Here is a 23,851-nt window from a genome sequence, read left to right as displayed (position 1 = left end):
ACGGGCATCCAGTTGTGGGCGCAACGAGGCGCGACGCCGCCCGGCGCGCACGTGGCGCGTCGGACCCTGATACGGCGTGCGTCGAGTGTACCGCGGTGTCAGGACTGCAAGAAGGGGCATGCAGAAGAGCTAAACCTGACGAATTGTAAGGTATCGGGGAGATCGAGAAAACCCGCGCGGTTGGCGCGGCGTGTGGAAGGGATGCGAAAAGCCCGGTGGACGCCGGGCCTCGGGCGCCCGGACGGCGCACGCGCAATGCGCATCGTCCGGGGCGCGGACAGCGCGCTGAAGACGCTGCCGCGCGGGTTCAGAACGTGACGGCGATCCCGGCCATGCCGACGAACTGGCCGTGCGTCGTCGACGGCGTGAGCTGCTGCGAATCGCCGACGATCGGTGCCGCGTCGATGATATGGCCGGCGCCTTGCGCGCCGAGCGTCTGCCCGCTCGAATGCGTATACGCCTGCAGCGCATAGAGCGTCGTGCGCTTCGACAGGCTGTACGACTCCTTCAGCGAATACTGCTGGTAGCGGGCCGCGCTCGCGACGCCGTTCGCCTTCGACGCGAGCGTGTACGCGAGGGCGCCGGCCACCGAGAACGCCGGCGTGAAGCGGTATGCGGCGAGCGCGCCGTAGGTGTTGAACACGGCCGTGTCGGTGAATGCGGAACCGTTGCCGGGCAGGTACTTCACGTTCGAATAGTTGACGCCCATCGTCAGGTTGCCGAGCGTGTAGTTGCCGGCCGCCGCGACGTGTTCGACGGCCTTCGCGGTCAGGTAACCCTGGTTCAGCACGGACACCGCGAAGCTGCCCGACGACGCGGTGCCCGGGTTCAGGAAACCCGCGGACGAGCCCGAGCTGTTGATGCGCAGGTAGCCGGCCGCGATCCCGATCGGCCCGTTCGCGTAGCGCAGCGCCGCGCTGAACGTGTTGCCCTTGCCGGTCGCGCCGGCAATGCCGCCGAATGCGTACATCGCACTTGCGGTCAGCCCGGCGAAGGTCGGCGACGTATAGGTGACCGAGTTGTTCACGCGGATCGTCGTGTCGAGGCCGTCGATGTCGCCCGGATGCGCGCCCGTCGCGCCGGTCAGCCAGCTGCTCGACGCATACGGGCCGACGAGCAGGAAGTAGGGCGTGTACTGGCGGCCGGCCGTCAGCGTGCCGTAGCGATCGTTGCGCAGGCCGACGAATGCCTGACGATTGAAGATCGTGCCGGCGGCGGCCTGCGCGCCGTTGTTCAGGTTGAAGCCGGACTGCAGGTCGAAGATCGCGTGCGTGCCGCCGCCGAGATCCTCGTCGCCGCGCAGCCCGAACTTCGACGCATACAGGTTGCCGTCGCGCATGTAGATGTTCGAGCGGCCCTGCTGGTTGTTCACGTAGGCAAGCGAATCGTCGACGACGCCGTACAGCGTCACGCTGCTCTGCGCGTGGGCGGCGGTCGCGCCGAGCGACGCGGCCGATAAAATCAGGATTACATAACGGTTGACGGGTGCTTTCATTGTCGATCTCCATGTCTCTTCAAAAGGGGGCGGGAGGTTCGGAGACCTCCTCTGTGGCGGGCGGCGGGCCGCGCGAACGGCCCGCCTGATCGGTGCGGCGTGCGCCGTTAGCTATCGAACGCGACGACGATGCGACGCCATGCACCGTCCTGCGCGTCCTGCTCGACCCGCGCGCCGCGGACGGCGAGCGGGCCTTGCAGCGATGCGGGCAGCAGGATCTCGACGCGGTCGGCCGGTCGGGCCGGTCGACCGTCCCAGCGGACCGACACGCCGAGCACGCCCGACGCCTCGCGGCCGGTCTCGATCCGCCACAGTCCGTATTCGCCGTCGCGCCACGCTTCCGTCTCGCCGTCGTCCTCGATGCATTCGCCGTACGCGACGCCGTCCTCGATACGCGGCGCGACCAGGAATCCGCGCGCGTCGGCGCGCGCGCCGAAATGCTGTGCCGCGACGTTCAGCGGCAGCGCGCGGCCTTCGCGCAGCAGCATCACCGGCGTGTCGAGCGGCGCGGGCAGCGTCACGCTCGCGCCGCCGTCGAACGACCGCGCGCTCGCGCAGCACATCCAGCGCGCGCCCGACGGCAGGTAGACCGTGCGCTCCGTGCGGCCGGGATCGACGACCGGCGCGACCAGCAGCGCGTCGCCGAGCATCATGTCGTCGCACTCGTCGTAGCAGCGCGCGTCGCCGGGGAAATCGGCGAAGGTCGGCCGCAGCACGGGCTCGTAGCGTGTCGTCGACAGCCACAGCAGGTGATAGAGGTAAGGCAGCAGCCGGTAGCGCTGCTTGATCAGCGACGCGACCTGCGCGGCGATCTCCGGATACATCCACGGTTCGTTGACGGTGCCGTCGTCGTTCCACGAATGGATGCTGAAGCGCGGCATGAAGATGCCGAACTGCACCCAGCGCAGCAGGAGTTCGGGCGACGGCGCGGGCCCGGAGAAGCCGCCGATGTCGTGACCGATGTTCGACACGCCCGACAGCGCGAGCCCGAGGCCCATCTTGAGGTTGTAGCGCAGCGTTTCCCACGACGTGGTGTTGTCGCCGGACCAGGTCTGCACGTAGCGCTGCATGCCGGCGCCGCCGGAGCGCGACACCAGGAACGGCCGTTGCGCCGGTGCATGCGCGCGCTGAGCGTCGCGCGATGCACGCATCATCAGCATCGTCTGCAGCACCTTCGCCTCGTGCGCGGGGAACGGCTGGCCGAACCCGTGCGCGATCGCGTCGGGCGACCAGATCTCGTATTCGTTGTTGTCGTTCCAGGTCGATTCGATCCCGTATTCGAGCAGCGCCGACGTGACCTGCTCGCGCCACCAGCGGTATGCGTCGGGCTGCGTGAAGTCGAGATACGCGCCGACCTCGTCCCAGAACTGCACCCACGCGGGCTCGCCGGACGCCGAGCGGATCAGCAGCCCGCGTTTGGCGGCCTCGTCGAATGCGGGATGGTCGCGCAGCAGGCACGGCTTGATGTTCGCGCACAGGCGGATGCCGTGGTCGCGGTAGTGCTTCACGAAACCCTTCGCGTCGGGAAACTTGTCGCGGTTCCAGTTGAATACGTAGCGCTTCGCGCCGATCGACGTATAGCCCGACGACAGGTGGAACGAATCGCACAGGATGTCATGCGTGTCGCACTGCTCGACGAACTGGTTCATCTGCTGCTGCGCGTCCGGCGCATCGGTGTAGCTCATCGTCGAGCCCGAATAACCGAGGCCCCATTTCGGCGTGCGCGCGGGGCGCCCGGTGAGCCACGTAAAGCGCCGCGCGGCCGCGAGCGGCGTATCGGGCGATGCGATGAAGTAATAGTCGAGATCGCCGTGCTCGGCGACGAAATAGCGGTACGGGCCGTGATAGTTGTCGAGCTCGCGGCCCATGTCGAACGAGCAATCCGACAGCGTGTCGTAGAAGAGGCCGAATCCCTGGCACGCAGCGGGCGACCACGTGATGTAGAACGGGATGTGCTTGTAGAGCGGGTCGGTGTGCTTCGCGCTGTAGCCCATCGCGTCGATGTTGCGCATCTCGAAGCGCGCGCCCGTGCGGTCGAGGTCGCCCGCGCGTTCGCCGAGGCCGAACACCTTGTCGCCGCGCTCGCGGGCGACGTAGTGATACGCGCGATCGTCCCACCAGCCGAAGTTGTACGCCTGCGTCGCGCGGTCGGCGAGTGCGACGCGCCATGCGCCGTCCGCGCCGCGCATCGACCATGTGCAATGGCCGCCTTGCCAGCGCACCGCGAGCCGGATCTGCGCGGTTTCGATGCACAGGCCGTCGTCGTCTTCGACGACGCCATAGGAAGGCAGTGCGAAACCGTCCAGGTCGAGGCGGTCGCGCCCGTCGAGCGGCACGTCGTCGAGGCCCGGCGCGATCGACCACGTGCGCGGGTTGCGTGCCGTCGCATCGGGCAGCACGCGCACACGCACGATGTCGTCCTCGAGCACGAAGATCTCGAGCGTCGCGCCCGAGTCGGACGCGAGCAGCAGGCGGTTCGCGTGCCGGCCGGCGACGCGGAACACGGGCGGATGAAGAAGCGAGGTCATGAATGCGATTCCTGGTGAAAGCGAATGTCAGGCGTGTCGTGCGAGCAGGCGTTCCTGCTTCGACTGCCCGCGGATCAGCACCGCGAGCAGCGTGACGCCGATGATGTCGAACAGGCCGAGGCACGCGAACAGCGGCGCATAGCCGATCTTGTCGGCGAGCGCGCCGACCAGCAGCGAGAAACCGAGCCCGCCGATCCACGCGGCCATCCCGGCGAAGCCGCTCGCGGTGCCGACTTCCTCGGAATCGAACACGTCGGCCGACAGCGTGTTGACGAGCGCGGAGATCATCTGGTGCGCGAAGCCGCCGACGCAGAACAGCGCGATGGCCGTGTACGGCGACGACACGAGGCCGATCATCGCGGGCCCGAGCATCAGCACCGCGCCGAGCGCGACGCCGGCGACGCGCGACCACACGAGCGGCAGTTTGAAGCGGTTGGCGAGATACGGCGACAGATAGCCGCCCGCGATGCCGCCGGCGTCGGCCGCGAGAAACGGCATCCACGCGAAGATCGCGATCTGCGCGAGCGGCATGTGGCGCTCGGTCGCGAGGTACAGCGGAATCCAGAAGCTGAAGGTCTGCCACGCGGGTTCGGCGAAGAAGCGCGGTAGCGCGATGGCCCAGAAGCGCCGCGCGGTGACGACGTCGCGGATGCGGCGCTTCGATACGGGCGGCATCGTGGCCTGGCCGTCGCGGATCAGCGCACGCTCCTGCGGCGTGATGCGCGGATGATCGGCCGGCGACCGGTATTGCGTGTACCACAGCGCGGCCCACACGAAGCCGAGCGCGCCGGTGACCATGAACGCCGACTGCCAGCCGAACCGCATCGAGATGAACACGACGAGCGGCGGCGCAATTGCGGCGCCGAGCGACGTGCCCGCGTTGAAGTAGCCGACCGCGACGGATTTCTCGCGATCGGGAAACCATTCGGCGACGGCCTTCATCCCCGACGGAATCGCGGCGGCCTCGAACAGCCCGAGAAAGCCGCGCAGGATGCCGAGCGACAGCCAGCCCGACGCGAAGCCGTGCGCGACGCCGACCACCGACCACAGCATCGCGAACAGCGCGAACCCGAGCCGCAGCCCGATCAGGTCGACGATGAAGCCGCACACGGGCTGCATGATCGTGTAGCCGATCTGGAACGCGCCGACGATGTACGAATACTGCTGCGTCGAGATCGCGAATACCTGCTTCAGCTCGGGGGCGAGCACCGCGAGGGAGTTCCGTGCGAGGTAGTTGAGGATCGTGCCGAGACATACGAGCACGATGATCCACCAGCGCAACGCCTTGACTGTTTTCACTGCTGTCTCCTGTTGGGCAGGGCGGGCATGCGGCACCTGCCTGATCCATGCAAGCCGTCCGGTCAGGAAGGCTTTTTCGTCTTATTCATACGATGTCTGATCTTGATGGGAGCCGATTTTCCCGGTTTATATCGAAATTCCGCTGTTCGAGCGAACATTTCTTCGTCATTAGATGCGGATGTTATCTGACGACTGATCATTTTCGAACATCCTATGTTCGAATACGAATCCGGTCAACGGGAATTTGCATTCGAACGAACGTGATCGGGGTTTTCCCGAGGACGGGGGAAGCGGCGCGCGCGGAGACGCACGGCGGTCGCGTGCCGGATGCCCGCGCGGCGGGGCTGTGCGATGGCCGGGCGATCGGCGGGCGACGGATGAGCCGTGACAACCCCGGTGAAAATTTATTTTTTTCTCGGCTGCGGATTGTGTAAATTGATTTTCATCTACCTTGCAACAACCATTCGCATGACGCCTCTCGTTCCGCACAACGCCAGTCACGACGAAGCCGCGATCGCCGAGCGGATCGCGTCGGCGATGCCGTTGATGACGCCGATCCACCGGCGCATGGGCGAATTCGTGCTCGCGAATCCGTTTCGCGCAGCGACGATGCGGATCGACGAGCTCGCGCAGGCCGTGAATGCGTCGATCGCGACCGCGAACCGCTTCGCGAAGGCGCTCGGCTTCGACGGCTATCCGGCGATGCGCGCGGCGCTCGTGCGCGGCTTCGAGGCGACGCTCGGGCCGGTCGAACGGCTGCGCTCGGCGCAGGAGCAGGAGCCCGGCGTACGCGGTGCCGCATGGATCGACGCGGTGTTCGATCAGGCCGCCGCAAACATCGAGAACACGCGCGCGCAACTGGACGCGGCCGATGTCGAGGCTGCGGTCGAGGCGATCGTCGGCGCGCGACGCGTGCTGATCCTCGGTGCGGGGTCGAGCGCGTTTCTCGCCGGGCTGATGGAGCACGGGCTGTCGGTGTGTCACGACAGCGTGCAGTCGCTCGCGCTGCTCGGCGGCCCGTCGCACGCGGCGCGGCGCCTGTATACGGCCGACTCGCGCGATCTCGTGATCGCGCTCGCGTTTCCGCGCTACGTGAAGGACACGATCGAGCTGGCCCGCCGCGCGGCGGCGCGCGGCGCGCGCGTGCTCGGCATCTCCGACGGCCCGGAATCGCCGCTTGCGCCGATCGCGTCGCTGAACCTGTACGTCAAGGCCGAACGGCGCTTCGCGGCCACGTCGGAAGCGGCCGTGCTCACGATGATCGAGGCGCTGATCGATGCGGTTGCGCTGCGCACGCACCGGTCCGCGAAATCTGCCGCCGAGATGACCGAATTCCTGCTGCCGTGGCTCGTGCAGCCGCAAGCGGCGCTGTCGGCCGCCAACCCTTCTTCCACCCGTCCGAAAAAATCATGACTTCTCCCGCGATCGTCGCGATTCACGGCGGCGCAGGCACGATCCTGCGCGATGCGATGGATACCGACACCGAACGTCGGTACCGTGCCGAACTGACCGCGATCCTGCAGGCCGCGCAGCAGGTGCTGGCCGACGGCGGCAGCGCGCTCGACGCCGTCACCGTCGCGGTGCGGATGCTCGAGGACTGTCCGCTGTTCAACGCCGGACGCGGCGCCGTGTACACGGCCGAAGGCAAGCACGAACTCGACGCGGCGATCATGGATGGCGCGACGCTCGACGCCGGCGCGATCTGCTGCGCGACGCGTGTGCGCAATCCGGTTCTTGCCGCGCGGCGCGTGATGGAGTCGAGCGAACACGTGCTGTTCGCCGGTGCAGGCGCCGATGCGTTCGCGGCCGCGCAGGGGCTCGAACTCGCGGAACCCGGCTACTTCGCCACCGAAGCGCGTCATGCGCAGTGGCTCAAGGCGCGCACGGCGGCCGGCGCGATGCTCGACCACGATGCGGCGACGTTCGCGTTCGGCACATCGCAGCCGCAGCCGCAGCCGCAGCCGGCCGAACCGCTCGATCCGGACCGCAAGCACGGCACGGTCGGCGCGGTCGCGTGCGACCTGCACGGCCACATCGCGGCGGCGACGTCGACGGGCGGCATCACGAACAAGCAGCCGGGGCGGGTCGGTGATTCGCCGATCATCGGCGCCGGCTGTTACGCGGACGACGCGACCTGCGCGGTATCGTCGACGGGCACCGGCGAGATGTTCATCCGGCTCGCGACCGCGCATGACGTCGCCGCGCAGATCGCGTATCGCGGTGCGTCGCTGGCCGATGCCGCGCACGATGTCGTGATGAACAAGCTGTCGCGCCTGGCGGGCCGCGGCGGGATCGTCGCGGTCGACGCGCATGGCAACGTCGCGATGCCGTTCAACACCGAAGGGATGTACCGCGGCTACGCGCGTGTCGGCGAAGCGCCTGTCGTCGGCATCTATCGCGACGACGCAGCCTGATTCCGGATCGCACGAGGAGACCCGCATGACTTCGAGCCGTAACCCGTCCGATCTGGCGCTGCCCGAGCAGCGTGTCGTCGCCGTCGACGACCTGTCGGTCACGTTCCGCCGCGAAGGCGAGACGTTCGACGCGGTGCGCAACGTGTCGTTTCACGTCGATCGCGGCGAGACGCTCGCGATCGTCGGCGAATCGGGCTCCGGCAAGTCGGTCACGTCGCTCGCGCTGATGCGGCTCGTCGAGCATGGCGGCGGCGCGATCACGGGCGGCCGGATCGCGTTCCGGCGCCGCGGCGGTGCGCTCGTCGATCTGGCGCAGGCGAGCGCCGCGACGATGCGCGGCATCCGCGGCTCGGACATCGCGATGATCTTCCAGGAGCCGATGACTTCGCTGAACCCGGTGTTCACGGTCGGCGACCAGATCAGCGAGGCGATCGCGCTGCACCAGTCGAAGAGCGCGTCGGAAGCGCGTGCGGAAGCGCTGCGGCTGCTCGATCTCGTGCGCATCCCGGAAGCGCGCCGCGTGTTCGCGCGCTATCCGCACCAGTTGTCGGGCGGGATGCGGCAGCGCGTGATGATCGCGATGGCGCTGTCGTGCCGGCCCGCGCTGCTGATCGCCGACGAGCCGACGACCGCGCTCGACGTGACGATCCAGGCGCAGATCTTGCAACTGGTTCGCGGGCTGCAGGACGAGATGAACATGGGCGTGATCTTCATCACGCACGACATGGGCGTGGTGGCCGAAGTGGCCGACCGCGTGCTCGTGATGTATCGCGGCGAGAAGGTCGAGGAGGGCGAGTCGGACCACATCTTCGCGGCGCCCGCGCATCGCTACACGCGTGCGCTGCTCGCGGCCGTGCCGCGGCTCGGCTCGATGCAGGGCACCGACATACCCGAGAAATTCCCGCTGCTGAAGGTGGATGGCGCAAGCGCCGCGGCGCCGGCGGCTGCGGCCGCGGCAAGCGACGATGTGCAGCCGCCCGTCGATCAGGCTGCGCCGCCGATCCTGCGCGTGCGCGATCTCGTCACGCGCTTTCCGGTGAAGAGCGGCGTGTTCGGCCGCGTGTCGCAGTACGTGCATGCGGTCGAGCGCGTGAGCTTCGAGTTGCGCGCGGGCGAGACGCTCGCACTCGTCGGCGAGTCGGGTTGCGGCAAGTCGACCACCGGCCGCTCGCTGCTGCGCCTCGTCGAATCGCAGAGCGGCTCGATCGAATTCGACGGCCGCGACATCAGCGCGCTGAAGGGCCCTGACCTGCAGGCGCTGCGCCGGAACATCCAGTTCATCTTCCAGGATCCGTTCGCGTCGCTGAACCCGCGTCTCACGGTCGGTTTCTCGATCATGGAGCCGCTGCTCGTGCACGGCGTCGCGAGCGGCCGAGAAGCGCAGGCGCGCGTCGACTGGCTGCTCGACAAGGTCGGCCTGCCGCCCGAGGCTGCGCGCCGCTATCCGCACGAATTCTCGGGCGGCCAGCGCCAGCGGATCGCGATCGCGCGTGCGCTCGCGCTGAACCCGAAAGTCGTGATCGCCGACGAATCGGTGTCGGCGCTCGACGTGTCGGTGCAGGCGCAGATCGTCAACCTGATGCTCGACCTGCAGCGCGAGCTCGGCGTCGCGTACCTGTTCATCTCGCACGACATGGCCGTCGTCGAGCGCATCAGCCATCGCGTCGCGGTGATGTATCTCGGCCAGATCGTCGAGATCGGCCCGCGCCGCGCGGTGTTCGAAGCGCCGCAGCATCCGTACACGAAGAAGCTGATGAGCGCGGTGCCGGTGGCCGACCCCGCGCGCCGGCATGCGCCGCGCCAGCTCGCGGCGGACGAGATCCCGAGCCCGATCCGCGCGGCCGGCGACGAGCCGGCGGTTGCGCCGCTCGTCGCGGTCGGCCCCGATCACTACGTCGCGACGCATCGCGTCGGCGGCGCGTACTGAACGCGCGGGAGGTTGCATATGGACCGAAGCTGCGCACGAGCGAGGCAACGGCGTCTTTTTCCCGAAAGGGTGCAGTCACGCCGCGATTTCCACCACGCGTTACCGAATCATCCACAGGAGCCCAACAAGATGAACAAGCCGTATTCGTTCCCGATGTTCCGTCCGCGCGCGCTGCTCGCTGCGAGTGCCGGCGCGCTCGCGTTGTCGGCCGCGGTGCCCGCGTTCGCGCAGCAGAACGTCGTGGTCGCCGTGTACTCGACGTTTACGACGATGGACCCGTACGACGCGAACGATACGGTGTCGCAGGCTGTCGTCAAGTCGTTCTACGAGGGCCTGTTCGGTTTCGACCGGAACATGAAGCTCGTCAACGTGCTCGCGACCAGCTATACGGCGTCGCCGGACGCGAAGGTGTACACGGTCAAACTGCGCCAGGGCGTGAAATTCCACGACGGCACCGATTTCAATGCCGCCGCGGTGAAGGCGAATTTCGACCGCGTGACCGATCCGGCGAACAAGCTGAAGCGGTACGGCCTGTTCCGGGTGATCGAGAAGACCGAAGTGGTCGATCCGACCACCGTGCGGTTCACGTTGCGCGAGCCGTTCTCGGCGTTCATCAACACGCTCGCGCATCCGTCCGCGGTGATGATTTCGCCGGCCGCGCTGAAGAAGTGGGGGCGCGACGTGTCGCTGCATCCGGTCGGCACCGGGCCGTTCGAGTTCGTCGAATGGAAGCAGACCGACGACATGAAGGTGAAGAAATTCGCCGGTTACTGGAAGAAGGGCTATCCGAAGATCGACGCGATCGACTGGAAGCCGGTGGTCGACAACAACACGCGCGCCGCGCTGATCAAGACCGGCGAAGCCGATTTCGCCTTCACGATTCCGTTCGAGCAGGCGAACGAACTGAAAAGCAATCCGAAGGTGGACCTGATCGAGGCGCCGTCGATCATCCAGCGCTACATTTCGCTGAACACGCGGCAAAAGCCGTTCGATAACCCGAAGGTGCGCGAAGCGCTGAACTACGCGGTCAACAAGGATGCGCTCGCGAAGGTCGTGTTCGCCGGTTACGCGACTCCGCAGACAGGGGTTGCGCCGATGGGCGTCGAATACGCGACGAAACTCGGGCCCTGGCCGTATGACCCGGCGAAGGCGCGCGCGTTGCTGAAGGAAGCCGGTTATCCGAACGGCTTCGAATCGACGCTATGGTCCGCCTACAATCACACGACGGCGCAGAAGCTGATCCAGTTCGTCCAGCAGCAGCTCGCGCAGGTCGGCGTGAAGGTGCAGGTGCAGGCGCTCGAGGCCGGCGAGCGGGTCGCCCGGGTGGAGAGTGCCCAGGATCCGGCGAAGGCGCCGGTGCGGATGTACTACAGCGGCTGGTCGGCGTCGACCGGCGAGGCGAACTGGGCGCTGTCGCCGCTGCTTGCTTCGGAATCGGCGCCGCCGAAGCTGTACAACACGGCGTACTACAAGAACGGTCTGGTCGACGACGACCTCGCGCAGGCGCTCTCCACGACCGATCGCACGAAGAAGGCCACCCTCTACGCGGATGCACAGAAGCAGATCTGGGCCGACGCGCCGTGGATCTTCCTCGTGCAGGAGAAGATCGTCTACGCACGCAGCAAGCGCCTGCAGGGCATGTACGTGATGCCGGACGGCTCGTTCAACTTCGACGAAATCTCGCTGAGATGACGGCGGTTCACCCGCCACGCGGTGCCGGCGGCGCAATCCGCTGGCGCGTTGACCCGATCGGTGCCCCATGCTGAATTTTCTCGTCAAACGCCTGTTCGGCCTGCTGCCCACGCTCGCGATCGTCGCGGTGCTCGTGTTCCTGTTCGTGCACCTGCTGCCGGGCGACCCGGCGCGGCTCGCGGCCGGGCCGGAAGCCGACGACGCGACGGTCGCGCTCGTGCGCGCCGACCTCGGCCTCGACAAGCCGATGCCGACCCAGTTCGCGAACTTCTTCGTGAAGATCGCGCACGGCGATTTCGGCATGTCGACGCGCAGCAAGCGGCCGGTATCGACCGAGATCGGCGAGCGCTTCATGCCGACGCTGCTGCTGACGCTCGTCAGCATGGTGTGGGCGACGCTGTTCGGGATGGCGATCGGGATCGCGTCGGCGGTGTGGCGCAATCGCTGGCCCGACCGCATCGGCATGACGATCGCGGTGTCGGGCATCTCGTTTCCCGCATTCGCGCTCGGCATGTTGTTGATGGAGATCTTCTCGGTGAAGCTCGGCTGGCTGCCGGTCGTGCCTGACGGCACGTGGAAGAGCTATGTGCTGCCGTCGCTGACGCTCGGCGCCGCGGTCGCGGCCGTGATGGCGCGCTTCACGCGCGCGTCGTTCGTCGAGGTGCTGAACGAGGATTTCGTGCGCACCGCGCGCGCGAAGGGCGTGCACGAGCCGATGGTCGTGCTCAAGCACTGCCTGCGCAACGCGATGATCCCGGTCGTCACGATGATGGGGCTGCAGTTCGGCTTCCTGCTCGGCGGCTCGATCGTCGTCGAGGCCGTGTTCAACTGGCCGGGGCTCGGGCGCCTGCTCGTCGACGCGGTGACGATGCGCGACTACCCGGTGATCCAGGCGATCGTGCTGCTGTTCTCGCTCGAATTCATCCTGATCAACCTGACCGTCGACGTGCTGTACGCGGTCATCAACCCGACCATCCGGTTCAAGTGAGGCGCGCATGAACGCGACTGTCCAGACCGCGGCGCCCGCCGCATCGAGCGCGATCCGCACGCCGTGGCGCGAATTCTGGCGCAAGTTCCGCAAGCAGACCGTCGCGCTCGCCGCGGGCGGCTTCGTGCTGGCGCTTGTGGTGCTGGCATTCGTCGGCCCGCACATCGTGCCGTTCGATCCGGAGAACTATTTCGACTACGACGCGCTGAATGCGGGGCCATCGGCCGTGCACTGGTTCGGCGTCGATTCGCTCGGCCGCGACATCTTCAGCCGGATCGTCGCAGGCACGCGCATCTCGCTCGCGGCCGGCTTCTTCTCGGTCGCGCTCGGCGCGCTGATCGGCACGTTCTTCGGGCTGCTCGCCGGCTACTACGAAGGCTGGTGGGATCGCATCACGATGCGCATCGCCGACGTGCTGTTCGCGTTCCCGGGCATCCTGCTCGCGATCGGCGTGGTCGCGATCCTCGGCAACGGGATGGTCAACGTGATCTGCGCGGTCGCGATCTTCAGCATCCCGGCATTCGCGCGGCTCGTGCGCGGCAACACGCTGATGCTCAAGCACATGACCTACGTCGAGGCCGCGCGCAGCATCGGCGCGTCGGACTGGACGATCATCATGCGGCACATCCTGCCGGGCACCGTGTCGTCGGTCGTCGTCTACTTCACGATGCGGATCGGCACGTCGATCATCACGGCCGCGAGCCTGTCGTTCCTCGGGCTCGGCGCGCAGCCGCCGACGCCGGAGTGGGGCGCGATGCTCAACGAGGCGCGCGCGGACATGGTGACGGCGCCGCACATCGCGGTCTTCCCTAGCCTCGCGATCTTCCTGACCGTGCTCGCGTTCAACCTGCTCGGCGACGGGCTGCGCGACGCGCTCGACCCGAAGCTGGAGCGCCGCTGATGCGCGCTGCACCGATGTGGACGGCGATGCTGCCGGCCGGGCCGCGCGGCACGATCGCCGACGTGCCGGGCGTGACGGTCGGCCATTGCACGCTCGCCGACGGCAACGTGCAGACCGGCGTGACCGTCGTGAGACCGCATCCGGGCGATGTGTACCGCAGCAAGGTGCCGGCCGGCGCGGCCGTGATCAACGGCTTCGGCAAGAGCGTCGGGCTCGTGCAGGTCGACGAACTCGGCACGCTCGATACGCCGATCGCACTGACCAATACGTTCGGCGTCGGCGCGGTCGCACAGGCGCAGATCCGCGCGGCGATCGCGGCGAATCCGCAGACCGGCCGCGACTGGCCGACCGTCAACCCGCTCGTGTTCGAGTGCAACGACGGTTACCTGAACGACATCCAGGCGTTCGCGGTGACGGCCGCGCATTACGACGACGCGTGCCGCGCGACGTCGCGCGTCGTCGCACGCGGCGCGGTGGGTGCCGGGCGCGGGATGTCGTGTTTCGACCTGAAGGGCGGGATCGGTTCGGCGTCGCGCGTTGCCGTCGCGGCCGGCCGGCCCTATACGGTCGGCGCGCTCGTGCTCGCGAATTTCGGCCGGCTGCCGATGCTGACGCTCGGCAGCGTGCCGCTCGGGCGCATCGTCGCGCAACGGCGTGCGGCCGGGGCCGCGCGCGCGGCGCCGCCCGAGCAGGGCTCGATCATCGTGTTGCTCGCCACCGATGCGCCGCTCGATGCGCGGCAACTGTCGCGGCTCGCGCGTCGCGCGGGCGCGGGGCTGGCCCGCACGGGCTCCGTCTACGGGCACGGCAGCGGCGACATCGCGCTCGCATTCTCGACCGCGTACACGATCGCGCACGATACGTCGACCATCACGCTGCCGGCCCTCGTGGCCGATGCGGCGCTCGACCCGCTGTTCATGGCCGCGGCCGAAAGCGTCGAGCACGCGATCGTCGATGCATTGCTGCAGGCCGTGACGGTCGCCGGGCGCGACGGCCACGTGCGGCAGTCGCTGCGCGACGCGGTGCCCGACCTCGACCGGTTGTTCAACGAAAGCAACGAAGGACGTTCTACCCAGTCATGAAGATCCTGATCTCGACCGACATCGAGGGCGTCGCCGGCGTGTTTGCCACCGAGCAGACGCGCGCCGGCAATCCGGAATACGAGCGCGCGCGCCGCTGGATGACCGCCGAGGCGAACGCGGCGATCGAAGGCGCGTTCGCGGGCGGCGCGCAGGCCATCTGGATCAACGATTCGCATGGCGGCTTTCGCAACCTGCTGCCGGACGGGCTCGATGCACGCGCGCGCGTCGTGCTCGGCAAGCCGCGCACGCTCGGCATGATGGCGGGCCTCGAACAGCAGCCCGACCTCGTGTTCATGATCGGCTATCACGCGAAATCGCAGACGCGCGGCGTGCTCGCGCACACGATCAACAGCTTCGCGTTTACGCAGGTATGGCTGAACGGCGTCGAGCTCGGCGAAGCCGGGCTGTACGGCGCGCTGGCGCGCGAATATGGCGCGCACGTCGCACTGGCATCCGGCGACGACGTGTTCGCCGAGGAAACGCAGCCGCTGTTTCCGGATGCGCGTTTCGTGACGGTCAAGACGGCCGGCGGCGCATCGAGCGGCGACACGCTTACGCCCGCTGCCTCGTGTACGCGAATCGCGACCGCCGCACGCGAAACGGTCGCGCAGGCGCTGTCGGCAGGCTTGCGCGCGGGCGCCCATCGGCCCGCGCCGGCCGCTTGCACGCTGCGCGTGCAGACGGCCGCGCTGGCCGACCTGTTCTGCGTGCTGCCGACGCTCGAGCGCGTCGATGCGGTGACGCTGCGCTTCGACGGGCCGTCGGTCGAGCATGTGGTGCGTACGCTGAACAGCCTGTCGGCGATGTCGTTCATGCTGCGGTGATGCGCGCCGCAACGAGGCCGCTTGCGTGCGGCGGGTCAGTCGCTGACGACGGGGTGGTCTGTCGCGGCGAGCAGGAACGCTTCCATCGCCGCGACCAACGCGAGCGGCGTCTCGTTCATCGGATAGTGGCCCGCATTGCGCAGCACGTCGACGGTGGCGCACGGGTAGCGCCGCAGGTAGGTGCGCGCCATCAGCGCCGCGTCGAACGCCGGGTCGTGCTCGCCGATCAGCACGTTCACCGGATGCACGCCCGCGATCTCGTCGCTGAAATCCGTATCGGCCCACGCGCGGAAGTACGCGCCGAATGCATGCGCCGACGAACAGGCTGCCGAATACGCGGCTTTCCACTCGACCCAGGCGGCGGGCAGCCGGCCGCCGGTGCTGCGATCGATGATGGTCCTGCGATCGGCGAGGTGGCCGGCGGCGCGCTCGAATAGCGCACGTCGCTCGGCGTCGAACGGCAGGCCGCCGCACGGAACGGGCGCGATCGGCACCAGCGCGCGCACGCGTTCGGGCGCGACGGCGGCGATTTTCTCGATCGCCATGCCGCCCATCGAATGGCCGACGAGGCTGAAGGTCGGGAAGCCGAGCGCGTCGGCGAGCGCGAGCGTGTCGGCGGCGATCTCGTCGATCGTGTAGTCGCCGCGTGCGTCGCGCATGCGGCCGTAGCCGCGGTAGTCCATGAACACATAGCTGAAGCGCTCGCGCGACAGCCACGCTTCGACGGGTTCGAACGCGCGGGCGTCGCCGAACCAGCCGTGCAGCACGAGAACAGGGTGGGGGCCGTCCCCCACGCGATGAAACGTATTGGGCATATTCGCTCCGATGAGGTTGCAATCCGGCCGATCAGGCCGACGGGTCTTGCGGCCGTCAGGTCGCGCAAGCGTGGAGCGGATCGTAGATCGATCGAAGGAGACCCGCCTTCGATATCGGGTCATTGATGATGGAATTCGGGCCGTGAGAAATACGCTGCTAGATCCCTACGAACACATTCCCCGGAGCGTGGTCGTGACCGCCAACGACTATGCGGCGGGCACGACGTTTCCGGAACACGCGCACGGGCGCGGGCAATTCGCGTTCGCGTCGCGCGGCACGATCAGCGTGTCGACGCCGCACGGCCGCTGGCTGGTGCCGCCGCAGCGCGCGTGCTGGGTGCCGGCCGGCGTGCGGCACGAAATGACGATGACCGGGCCGGTCACGATGCTCAACACGTTCGTGTCGGGCGACGCCGCGCAGGAAGCGGGCCTGCCCGCGCAGTGCGGCGTGTATGGCGTGTCCGCGCTGCTGCGGCAACTGATCGACGATGCGATCGACCTGCCGGCCATGTACGACGTCGACGGCCGTGCGGGCAAGCTGATGGCGCTGCTGATCGCGGAAATCGCGACGATGCCGCGCCTGTCGCTGCATGCGCCGCTGCCGGTCGACGCGCGGCTGGCGAAGGTGTGCCGGCACCTGTTCGCGTCGCCGTCGATCGCGGCCGATCTCGACCGGGTTGCGGCCGACGTGGGCGTGAGCCGGCGCACGTTCACGCGGCAGTTCCGCGCGCAGACGGGCGTGAGTTTTGCCGCGTGGCGTCAGCAGGTGTGCATGCTCGCGGCGATTTCCCGCCTGAGCGACGGACAGCCGGTGACGCGCGTCGCGCTCGATCTCGGGTATGCGAGCGCGAGCGCGTTCACGTCGGCGTTTCGCCGCATTCTGGGCGACACGCCGAGCCGGTATCTGGAGATTCGGCGCTAGCCGAAAGGATTGGGCGGCCGGCGCGGGACACGCCCGGTCGCCCGTCGCCGCGGCAAAAAAATACGCGCCTGCCAAATTCGGCCAGACGCGTTTAAAGGCACTCGGTCAGAAAAAAATGCGCGCACAGCCAGCGGGGCGGTGTCGCGCATTGTTCGCGGGATTATTTCCTCGTCCGATTCAATCCTGTCGGCGCGTAGTGGATACCGAAGAGTACGCCGCATAACGAGCAAACGATATCCCGTCGGCCCGACGATTCATGTGCTGTCGCAGCATGCGTTTCAATCGCGTGTTCGATGTGGGGGCAGAAGCCCCGAGCAATGGACATCGGCAACCGCGTTCCGTCGCGATGCGGCGCAGCATCGAAAGATTGCGACGGAACACGAAAAACGCCGCGTGGCGCGATCCCTGTCGGTATCGCGCCGCGCGGCGGTGCGTCGGCATCCGGAACCGGCCTGCGCCGGCGCGTGCGTCACACGTCGAAGAACACCGTTTCGTCCGGCCCCTGCATGCGGATGTCGAAGCGGTAGACGATCGGGCGGCCCGGCTGCGCGTCGCGTTTCGCGACGAGCGTCGCGCGACGCTCGGCCGGCACCGCGTTCAGCACCGGGTCGGCCGCGTTTGCCGCGGCTTCGTCGTCGAAGTACACGCGCGTGAACGCATGGGTGAGGATCCCGCGCATCATTACGGTCACGTTGATGTGCGGCGCGTCGTCCGCGGCGATGCGGCCCGGCTTCACCGTCTCGACGACGAAGCGGTGCTGCGCATCGGTGCCCGTGCCGACCCGCGCGAAACCGGTGAAGCCGGATGTCGCGATGTCGTCGCGCGACGCGGGGTAGCGGCCCGCGCCGTCCACCTGCGTGAATTCGAGCACCGCGTCGCTGACGACGTTGCCGTCGCCGTCGAATACCTGCCCGACCAGCAGCACGTGCTCGCCTTCGGCGTGCGTCGCGGCGATCGTCGGCGTGAACAGGCTCTTCAGGTCGTAGTCGTATTGCTGCGGGCACAGGCCGTATGCGAAGTACGGGCCGACCGTCTGCGAAGGGGTTTGCTTCAGCGTCGTCATGGTTCAGCGCTCCATCGGGGTAGCGTCGCGGCCGCGCAGCACGATGTCGAATTCGTAGCCGAGCGCATAGCCTTCTTCGGTGATGTCCATCGAGAAGCGCGAGATCAGGCGATCGCGCGCGGCCTCGGGCGTGCCCTGGAAGATCGGGTCGTACGCGAGCAGCGGGTCGCCGGGGAAGTACATCTGCGTGACGAGACGCGAGCCGAAGTAATCGCCGAACAGCGAGAAGTGGATGTGATTCGGGCGCCACGCGTTCGGATGGTTGCCCCACGGATACGCGCCGGGCTTGATCGTCAGGAAGCGGTAGCGGCCTTCGTCGTCGGTCACGCAGCGGCCCGCGCCGAGGAAGTTCGGGTCGAGCGGCGCGTCGTGCCGGTCGACCTTGTGCACGTAGCGGCCGGCCGCGTTCGCCTGCCACACCTCGACGAGCGTGTTGCGCACGGGCTTGCCGCCTTCGTCGAGCACGCGGCCCGTGACGACCATGCGCTCGCCGAGCGGCTCGCCGTTCTTCACGGCGTTCTTCGTCAGGTCGTGGTCGAGCGCGCCGAGATCTTCCGCGCCGTAGACGGGCGCGTACTGGTCGCGCAGCTTGTCCTTCAGCGGGATCAGCGGGCGGGTCGGGCCGCGCTTCACGGACGAACGGTACTCGGGGTGGACATAGGCCGGATGCGACGGCCAGTCGCGCGGCGTGAGGATCGTGGGGGAATCCATCGGGCGTCTCCTGATAGGTATTTCTCGAAGTGGATGGCAGGACTTTAGCCAATCCGGAAAGTTATGCAAAATGACCTTTTTTCGCGAGACGCATAACCGTTCGTTATGTTCTCTGCCCCAATGAAAAATCCGCCGGACAGGGATGCCTGTCCGGCGGATGAAAGCGATCGGGCTTCGCGTCGTCGGTGACGACCCCGTGCACGGCCCTCCAGCCAGCCCGTCGCTATTTTTTGTCTTTTGTTCTTGTTGTTATCCGGTCTCCCTGAGCCTGCCCGTTGTTATTTGCGGTCAGGATCGAACACGATCCCGTCGAATTCGAGCGACAGCGTGCCGCTGCGCAGCAGTGCGGCCGGCGTCGCGGCGCGGTCGGCACCGATCACGTCGCTGACGTACTGCGCGCAGAACCCGCGCCGCGCCCGCAGGTTGAAGCGGTTGCCGAGCAGCGCGTCGATCCGCTGTTCGGCCGTCGCATGTGCGTGGCGTTGCGCGTCGGCGGTCGGTGCCGCGACGCGGCGCGCCAGCGCGATGCGGCCGCCGTCGGTACGGGCGACGAAGCGCGACAGCGGCGTGAGCTTCGTCCACGCCAACGCGGGCTCGGCGATCACGGGTTCGTCGCCCGACGTATCGACGACGATGCCGAAGCGGTTGGCCCATGCGCCCGTTGTGCCCGCCGCGTCGCGCGGCGAACCGGCCTGCACGCGGATGAACACGAGATCGCCGACGTGAGCGGTGGCGGCCAGCGTGCGGACGGTCGCGAGCGGCATTGTGCGATCCGTGTCGCGTGCATCGCGCGGCGCGGTGTGCTGCGGTTCGTAAGCGGCGGTTTCGGTTCGGGTGGCCATTTCGGCTCCGTCGTTGAGTGACAGGACGGAGCGGATTATGCAGACAAGTATCCGAATGTGCCCATATGCATGCGCAGGTGGCCTAATATCTGACCTGAAGCATCATTTTTCGATACCAAAATGACCGAAACCGCCCAACTCATCGAAACGCTGAAGCGCCAGTTGAAGGCGCAGGGAATGACCTACCGCGACGTCGCGCGTGCGCTCGACGTCTCCGAGACGAGCGTGAAGCGGCTGTTCGCGAGCGGCCGCTTCACGCTGGAGCGCGTCGCGGAGATCGCGCAGTTGCTCGGCTATACGCTGGCCGAGCTCGTGCAGGAGGCATCGGCGTCGGCGCCGAGGCTGCACGTGCTGACCGAGCAGCAGGAGGCGCTGCTCGTGTCGGACGAGAAGCTGCTGCTCGTCGCCGTCTGCGCGATCAACTACTGGACCGCGCAGGACATCGTGTCGGCCTATCGCCTGACGAAGGCCGAGTGCGTGAAATACCTGCTGATGCTCGACCGGATGAACGTCGTCGCGCTGCTGCCGGGCGACCGGATCCGCGTGCGCGTCGCGCGCGATTTCGACTGGTTGCCGGGCGGGCCGATCCGCCGGTATTTCCATACGCACGCGCTCGGCGATTTCCTCGACAGCCGCTTCGACGGCGCGGGCGAGACGATGACGTTTTCGCAGGGGATGCTGACGGAGGCCGCCGCCGCGGAGCTCGAACTGGAATTGCGCCGGCTGCGCAGCAAGGCGGCCGCGCTGCATGCGGAATCGTCGTCCGCGCCGCTCGGGCAGAAACACGGGACGGGCTTGCTGATCGCGAAGCGGATCTGGGAGCCGACCGGTTTTCACGCGCTGCGGCGTGACGCGTGACGTTTCACCGAATGCTTGGGCTTATCCGGAAAGTTATGCAAAATGGCATTTCATCGTCATTCGCATAACCACCCGTTATGAATAACCGTATCGCCGACGGCCGCGTCAAGTTCCGGCACCTGCAGTGCTTTCTCGCGGTCGCGCAGTTGGGCGGCGTGCAGAAGGCGGCCGAAAGCCTGTCGATCACGCAGCCGGCCGTGTCGAAGACGATCGCCGAACTGGAGGCGATCCTCGGCGTGAAGCTGTTCGAGCGCGGCCGGCAGGGCGCGCAGCCGACGCGCGAAGCGCAACTGTTCATGCCGCACGCGAACGCGTGCGTGCTGGCGCTGCGGCAGGGCGTCGGGCTGCTCGCGCGCGAGGGCGGGGCCGCCGCGGCGACGCTGGAAATCGGCATGCTGCCGACCGTCGCGGCATCGCTCGCGCCCGCGTTGATGAAGGCGCTGGCCGCGCGCTGGCCGTGCGTCGTCGTGCGGATCGCGACGGCCGCGAACGCCGACCTGCTCGAGCGCTTGAAGTCCGGTGCGATCGAATGCGCGATCGGGCGGCTGTCGGAGCCGGAGCGGATGATCGGGCTCGCGTTCGAGCAGTTGTACAACGAGCCGCTCGTCGCGGTCGTGCGCGCCGGGCATCCGCTGCTGTCGAGCGCGGCGCCGGCCACCGAGCTCGCGCGCTATCCGGTCGTGCTGCCGCCGTTCGGTACGCTGATCCGCCAGTCGGCCGAGCAACTGCTCGGCGCATGCGGCGTGCCGCCGCTGGATTCGTTCATCGAGGTGCTGTCGGTATCGGTCGCGCGCGCGCTGGCGCTCGAGAACGACGCGGTGTGGTTCGTGCCGCTCTATGCGGCCGAATACGATCTGTCGGCCGGTGCGCTGGCGCGCCTGCCGCTGCCGTCCGCGGGCACCGACGAGCCGGTCGGGCTCATCCTGCGCACCGATGCGCAGCCGTCGCCGGTCGCGCGGACGCTGATCGACGCCGTGCGCGACATCGCGCGGTCGCGGTTCGGCGATGCGCGACCGCACCGGGCGCCACGCGCCGCGCGCAAGCCGGTTCGCGGCGATCGTTGATCCGTCGGGTCGGTCGACGGACAAGCCTGGCCCAATCCCTTTCACAGCTTCTGGATTGGCCATCCGGCCAGTAGCCGTCCTCGTGGTGCTTGGCATGCCGTATCGTTTTTGGTACGCTTGGTGGCAAGGCGATGGCGAGACAGCAGATCCAGGTCACGCTTGGCGTGCGGTTCTTCAGCACGGCATGCGGCAACGAGCCGGTACGCGAATGGCTCAAGGCGCTTGAGCGCGCGGAGCGAAGGGCGATCGGCGAAGAGATCAAAACCGTTCAATTCGGCTGGCCGCTCGGCATGCCGTTGGTTCGGAAGATGGCGAGGGATCTGTGGGAGATCAGGATCGTGCTGCCCACGCACAACGCTCGTGTCCTGTTCACGGTTGTCGGCGACATGATGGTCCTGCTGCACGGGTTCATCAAGAAGTCGCCGGCCACGCCGTCGGACGATCTCGACGTCACCGTCGCGCGCCTGAAAGCGCTGACGCACGCCATCTGAATTTCCCGGTTGCGCCGGAACGCACCGTCTCCGACGGTCGGGCAGCCGGCAACGCCATGCACTGGAGTACGACATGACGACCACGAACAACCCGCATATCGGCAGCGACTTCGATACCTTCCTCGAAGAGGACGGCAATCTCGAGGCGGCCACCGCCACCGCGATCAAGCGCGTGATCGCGTGGCAGATCGGGCAGGAAATGAAGGCGCAGCACATCACGAAAACCGCGATGGCCGCGCGGATGAAAACCAGCCGTGCCGCGCTCAACCGGCTGCTCGACGAAACCGACACGAGCCTCACGCTGGCGACGCTCGCGAGCGCGGCCGCCGCGCTCGGCAAACGGCTCAGCTTCGAGCTGGTGCCGGCCTGACCGGCGTGACGAAACGGCGCGCGGTCGGTTTGCGGCGAGCGTCCGCGTGAGGCGCGCGGCGAATTGGCCGGTGATTCGGCCTGCGATTCACCGGCGCGTCGCCGCAAGCGGGCGGGCTTCAGCGCATGCGTATTCGCCGGGTCACATCACATTCGCCGGGTCACATACGCCGGGTCATTTGCGCGGCCCGGTCACCTGCAGATACAGCAGCGCACCACCCGCGAGCAGCAGCGGGCACAGGAAATACCATCCGGTCGTCAGGAACAGCCCCGCAACCGCAACCAGCGAAATCCATGCGCAGCGGTAAGCGATGCCGCCACGCGGCAGCAACTTCAGCGCGGCGGCCGCACCGAGCCCATACACCATCACGAAACACCCGGACGTCACGAGCACGAGCGGTTTCGGCCCGACGTCCGAGATCGTCGTCGCGGCCAGCGCGGCTGCCGCGAGCACGGCGATCACGCCGAGGCTGCGGCGCGGGACGCCGCCGACCTGGCTGCCTTGCGCGAGCCACGCGGGCAACGCACCGTCGCGCCCGAGCGCCGCGCCGAGCTTGGCCGCACCCGCGAAATACGCGTTCATCGTGCCGAGCGTGAGCAGCAGCGCGGCCGCGGCTGCGAGCACCTGCGCGTGGCCGCCGATACCGCCCGCGATCAGTTCGGCAAGCGGCGCGCCCGATGCGCCCGCGGACGGCCCGAGCACTGTCACGCTTGCCGCGGCGACCGACAGATACAGGAACCCGACGACCACGACCGCGATGCCGGCCGAGCGCGGCATGTCGTGCGCGGGCCGGCGGAATTCGGCCGCGAGATGCGTGATCGCTTCCCAGCCGGCGAAGCTCCACACGAGCAGCGCGGCGGCCTGGCCGACCGCGAGCCAGCCGTGCGGTGCGAACGGCTGCAGGTTCGCGGTGCGCGCATGCGGCGCGGACGCCAGCACCGCGGCAAGCAGCAGCGTGACGAGCAGCGCCGACAACACGAGCTGCATGCGGCCCGATACGGTGACGCCGAATGCATTCGCGGCCGACACGGTCGCGATCAGCGCGGCGGCCGTGACGATGATCGTCGTGTGCCCGCCGCCCGTGACGGCCGCGACGTACGCGCCGCCGAACATCGCGGCGGCCGGCGCACCGGCCGGCACCGCAAAGTAGAAGCACCAGCCGACGATCGCCGCCGCCTTCGGCCCGAATGCGCGTCGCGCGTAGGTCGAGACGCCGCCCGCATCGGGATAGCGGGCGCCGAGTGCGGCGAAGGTGGCCGCGAGCGGCCCGGACAGCACGACGAGCGCGGCCCACGCGAGCAGCGACGCCGGGCCTGCCACCTCGGCGGCGAGCGCGGGCAACGCGATCACGCCGGTGCCGAGCACGGCGCCGATATACAGCGCGGCACCCTGGAAAATGGTCAGCGAGCCCGCGTGATGAGCGGCGGGCGAGTCGGCATGCGACGGCATGAGCGGCAGTCTCCGGAAGTCTTGTTTTGTCTGGGCGCGGGAGCCCGCGCGGTGAATCGTTCGATGCTACCCGAACGATGGCGGCAGCGCGGCCCGGCGATCAGTAGTCCGTGCCG

At 68.0% G+C, this 23,851-nt stretch carries 21 protein-coding genes; 13 read left to right on the top strand and 8 right to left on the bottom strand.

From position 1 onward, the window contains the following. Window positions 1-307: 307 nt before the first annotated feature. From JYG32_RS21975 to JYG32_RS21965, 3 genes are all read right to left on the bottom strand, one after another. Window positions 308-1,495: a porin gene (locus JYG32_RS21975; protein ID WP_213266955.1), complete on the bottom strand. Its 1,188-nt coding sequence runs from the start codon at window positions 1,493-1,495 to the stop codon at window positions 308-310. A gap of 107 nt (window positions 1,496-1,602) precedes the next feature. Beyond that, entirely contained in the window at window positions 1,603-4,023 is a 2,421-nt protein-coding gene (locus tag JYG32_RS21970; protein ID WP_213266954.1) for a glycoside hydrolase family 31 protein, read from the bottom strand. 27 nt (window positions 4,024-4,050) lie between these two features. Further along, the gene (locus tag JYG32_RS21965) at window positions 4,051-5,322 is read right to left on the bottom strand and encodes an MFS transporter (RefSeq protein ID WP_174382318.1); all 1,272 of its coding nucleotides are present in this window, start codon (window positions 5,320-5,322) and stop codon (window positions 4,051-4,053) included. Window positions 5,323-5,790: 468 nt separating this feature from the next. Between JYG32_RS21965 and JYG32_RS21960 the strand changes: the two genes are divergently transcribed. The 8 genes from JYG32_RS21960 to JYG32_RS21925 all read left to right on the top strand — a co-directional run bounded on the left by JYG32_RS21960 (window position 5,791) and on the right by JYG32_RS21925 (window position 15,150). Beyond that, window positions 5,791-6,735 (top strand): MurR/RpiR family transcriptional regulator, encoded by a 945-nt coding sequence (locus JYG32_RS21960; RefSeq protein WP_213266953.1) that lies wholly within the window; start codon window positions 5,791-5,793, stop codon window positions 6,733-6,735. Beyond that, a complete protein-coding gene (locus JYG32_RS21955) occupies window positions 6,732-7,736 on the top strand; it encodes an isoaspartyl peptidase/L-asparaginase family protein (protein WP_213266952.1) in 1,005 nt (334 codons plus the stop codon). Before JYG32_RS21960 ends, JYG32_RS21955 begins: the two co-directional genes overlap by 4 nt. 25 nt (window positions 7,737-7,761) lie before the next feature. Then, window positions 7,762-9,663, top strand: coding sequence for a dipeptide ABC transporter ATP-binding protein (locus JYG32_RS21950; protein ID WP_213266951.1), 1,902 nt, complete (start codon window positions 7,762-7,764; stop codon window positions 9,661-9,663). A 129-nt stretch (window positions 9,664-9,792) separates the two neighbouring features. Next, window positions 9,793-11,355 carry a glutathione ABC transporter substrate-binding protein GsiB gene (gene gsiB, locus JYG32_RS21945; RefSeq protein ID WP_213266950.1) on the top strand — a complete coding sequence of 521 codons (1,563 nt, stop codon included), beginning with the start codon at window positions 9,793-9,795 and terminating at the stop codon, window positions 11,353-11,355. A gap of 67 nt (window positions 11,356-11,422) precedes the next feature. Next, window positions 11,423-12,343: a glutathione ABC transporter permease GsiC gene (gene gsiC, locus JYG32_RS21940; RefSeq protein WP_128849790.1), complete on the top strand. Its 921-nt coding sequence runs from the start codon at window positions 11,423-11,425 to the stop codon at window positions 12,341-12,343. A 7-nt stretch (window positions 12,344-12,350) separates the two neighbouring features. Next, window positions 12,351-13,244, top strand: a complete 894-nt coding sequence (gene gsiD, locus JYG32_RS21935; RefSeq protein ID WP_213266949.1) for a glutathione ABC transporter permease GsiD — start codon at window positions 12,351-12,353, stop codon at window positions 13,242-13,244. Continuing rightward, on the top strand, window positions 13,244-14,326 hold the full coding sequence (locus JYG32_RS21930; protein WP_213266948.1) for a P1 family peptidase: 1,083 nt from the start codon (window positions 13,244-13,246) through the stop codon (window positions 14,324-14,326). Before gsiD ends, JYG32_RS21930 begins: the two co-directional genes overlap by 1 nt. Further along, window positions 14,323-15,150: a M55 family metallopeptidase gene (locus tag JYG32_RS21925; RefSeq protein WP_213266947.1), complete on the top strand. Its 828-nt coding sequence runs from the start codon at window positions 14,323-14,325 to the stop codon at window positions 15,148-15,150. The genes JYG32_RS21930 and JYG32_RS21925 overlap by 4 nt, the downstream gene beginning before the upstream one ends. Before the next feature lie 35 nt (window positions 15,151-15,185). Here JYG32_RS21925 and JYG32_RS21920 read toward each other — a convergent pair whose 3' ends face one another. After that, the gene (locus JYG32_RS21920) at window positions 15,186-15,965 is read right to left on the bottom strand and encodes an alpha/beta fold hydrolase (protein WP_213266946.1); all 780 of its coding nucleotides are present in this window, start codon (window positions 15,963-15,965) and stop codon (window positions 15,186-15,188) included. 142 nt (window positions 15,966-16,107) lie between these two features. On the opposite strand from JYG32_RS21920, the gene JYG32_RS21915 reads away from it, so the two are divergent. Beyond that, window positions 16,108-16,887, top strand: coding sequence for an AraC family transcriptional regulator (locus JYG32_RS21915; RefSeq protein WP_213266945.1), 780 nt, complete (start codon window positions 16,108-16,110; stop codon window positions 16,885-16,887). Window positions 16,888-17,356: 469 nt separating this feature from the next. On the opposite strand, the gene pcaG is transcribed toward JYG32_RS21915, so the two are convergent. From pcaG to JYG32_RS21900, 3 genes are all read right to left on the bottom strand, one after another. Next, window positions 17,357-17,950 (bottom strand): protocatechuate 3,4-dioxygenase subunit alpha, encoded by a 594-nt coding sequence (gene pcaG / locus JYG32_RS21910; protein WP_174383130.1) that lies wholly within the window; start codon window positions 17,948-17,950, stop codon window positions 17,357-17,359. A gap of 3 nt (window positions 17,951-17,953) precedes the next feature. Beyond that, on the bottom strand, window positions 17,954-18,661 hold the full coding sequence (gene pcaH, locus JYG32_RS21905) for a protocatechuate 3,4-dioxygenase subunit beta (protein WP_213266944.1): 708 nt from the start codon (window positions 18,659-18,661) through the stop codon (window positions 17,954-17,956). A gap of 278 nt (window positions 18,662-18,939) precedes the next feature. Then, entirely contained in the window at window positions 18,940-19,503 is a 564-nt protein-coding gene (locus JYG32_RS21900) for a YiiX/YebB-like N1pC/P60 family cysteine hydrolase (RefSeq protein WP_174383128.1), read from the bottom strand. Window positions 19,504-19,623: 120 nt separating this feature from the next. Here JYG32_RS21900 and JYG32_RS21895 point away from each other — a divergent pair, with 120 nt between their 5' ends. The 4 genes from JYG32_RS21895 to JYG32_RS21880 all read left to right on the top strand — a co-directional run bounded on the left by JYG32_RS21895 (window position 19,624) and on the right by JYG32_RS21880 (window position 22,286). After that, window positions 19,624-20,361 (top strand): helix-turn-helix domain-containing protein, encoded by a 738-nt coding sequence (locus JYG32_RS21895; RefSeq protein WP_213266943.1) that lies wholly within the window; start codon window positions 19,624-19,626, stop codon window positions 20,359-20,361. Between the two features lie 77 nt (window positions 20,362-20,438). After that, window positions 20,439-21,425, top strand: coding sequence for a pca operon transcription factor PcaQ (gene pcaQ, locus JYG32_RS21890; protein WP_213266942.1), 987 nt, complete (start codon window positions 20,439-20,441; stop codon window positions 21,423-21,425). A gap of 131 nt (window positions 21,426-21,556) precedes the next feature. Continuing rightward, a complete protein-coding gene (locus tag JYG32_RS21885; protein WP_213267440.1) occupies window positions 21,557-21,916 on the top strand; it encodes a type II toxin-antitoxin system RelE/ParE family toxin in 360 nt (119 codons plus the stop codon). A gap of 73 nt (window positions 21,917-21,989) precedes the next feature. After that, on the top strand, window positions 21,990-22,286 hold the full coding sequence (locus tag JYG32_RS21880) for an XRE family transcriptional regulator (protein WP_011355454.1): 297 nt from the start codon (window positions 21,990-21,992) through the stop codon (window positions 22,284-22,286). Window positions 22,287-22,460: 174 nt separating this feature from the next. Here the strand turns inward: JYG32_RS21880 and JYG32_RS21875 are convergent, their stop codons facing one another. Then, window positions 22,461-23,735: an APC family permease gene (locus JYG32_RS21875; RefSeq protein WP_213266941.1), complete on the bottom strand. Its 1,275-nt coding sequence runs from the start codon at window positions 23,733-23,735 to the stop codon at window positions 22,461-22,463. Between the last annotated feature and the right edge of the window lie 116 nt (window positions 23,736-23,851).

This window comes from Burkholderia pyrrocinia (genome assembly GCF_018417535.1).
Lineage (GTDB): Bacteria > Pseudomonadota > Gammaproteobacteria > Burkholderiales > Burkholderiaceae > Burkholderia > Burkholderia pyrrocinia_E.
The sequence above is the reverse complement of the archived record's forward strand: the minus strand, read 5'-3'. Positions and strand labels throughout refer to the sequence as shown.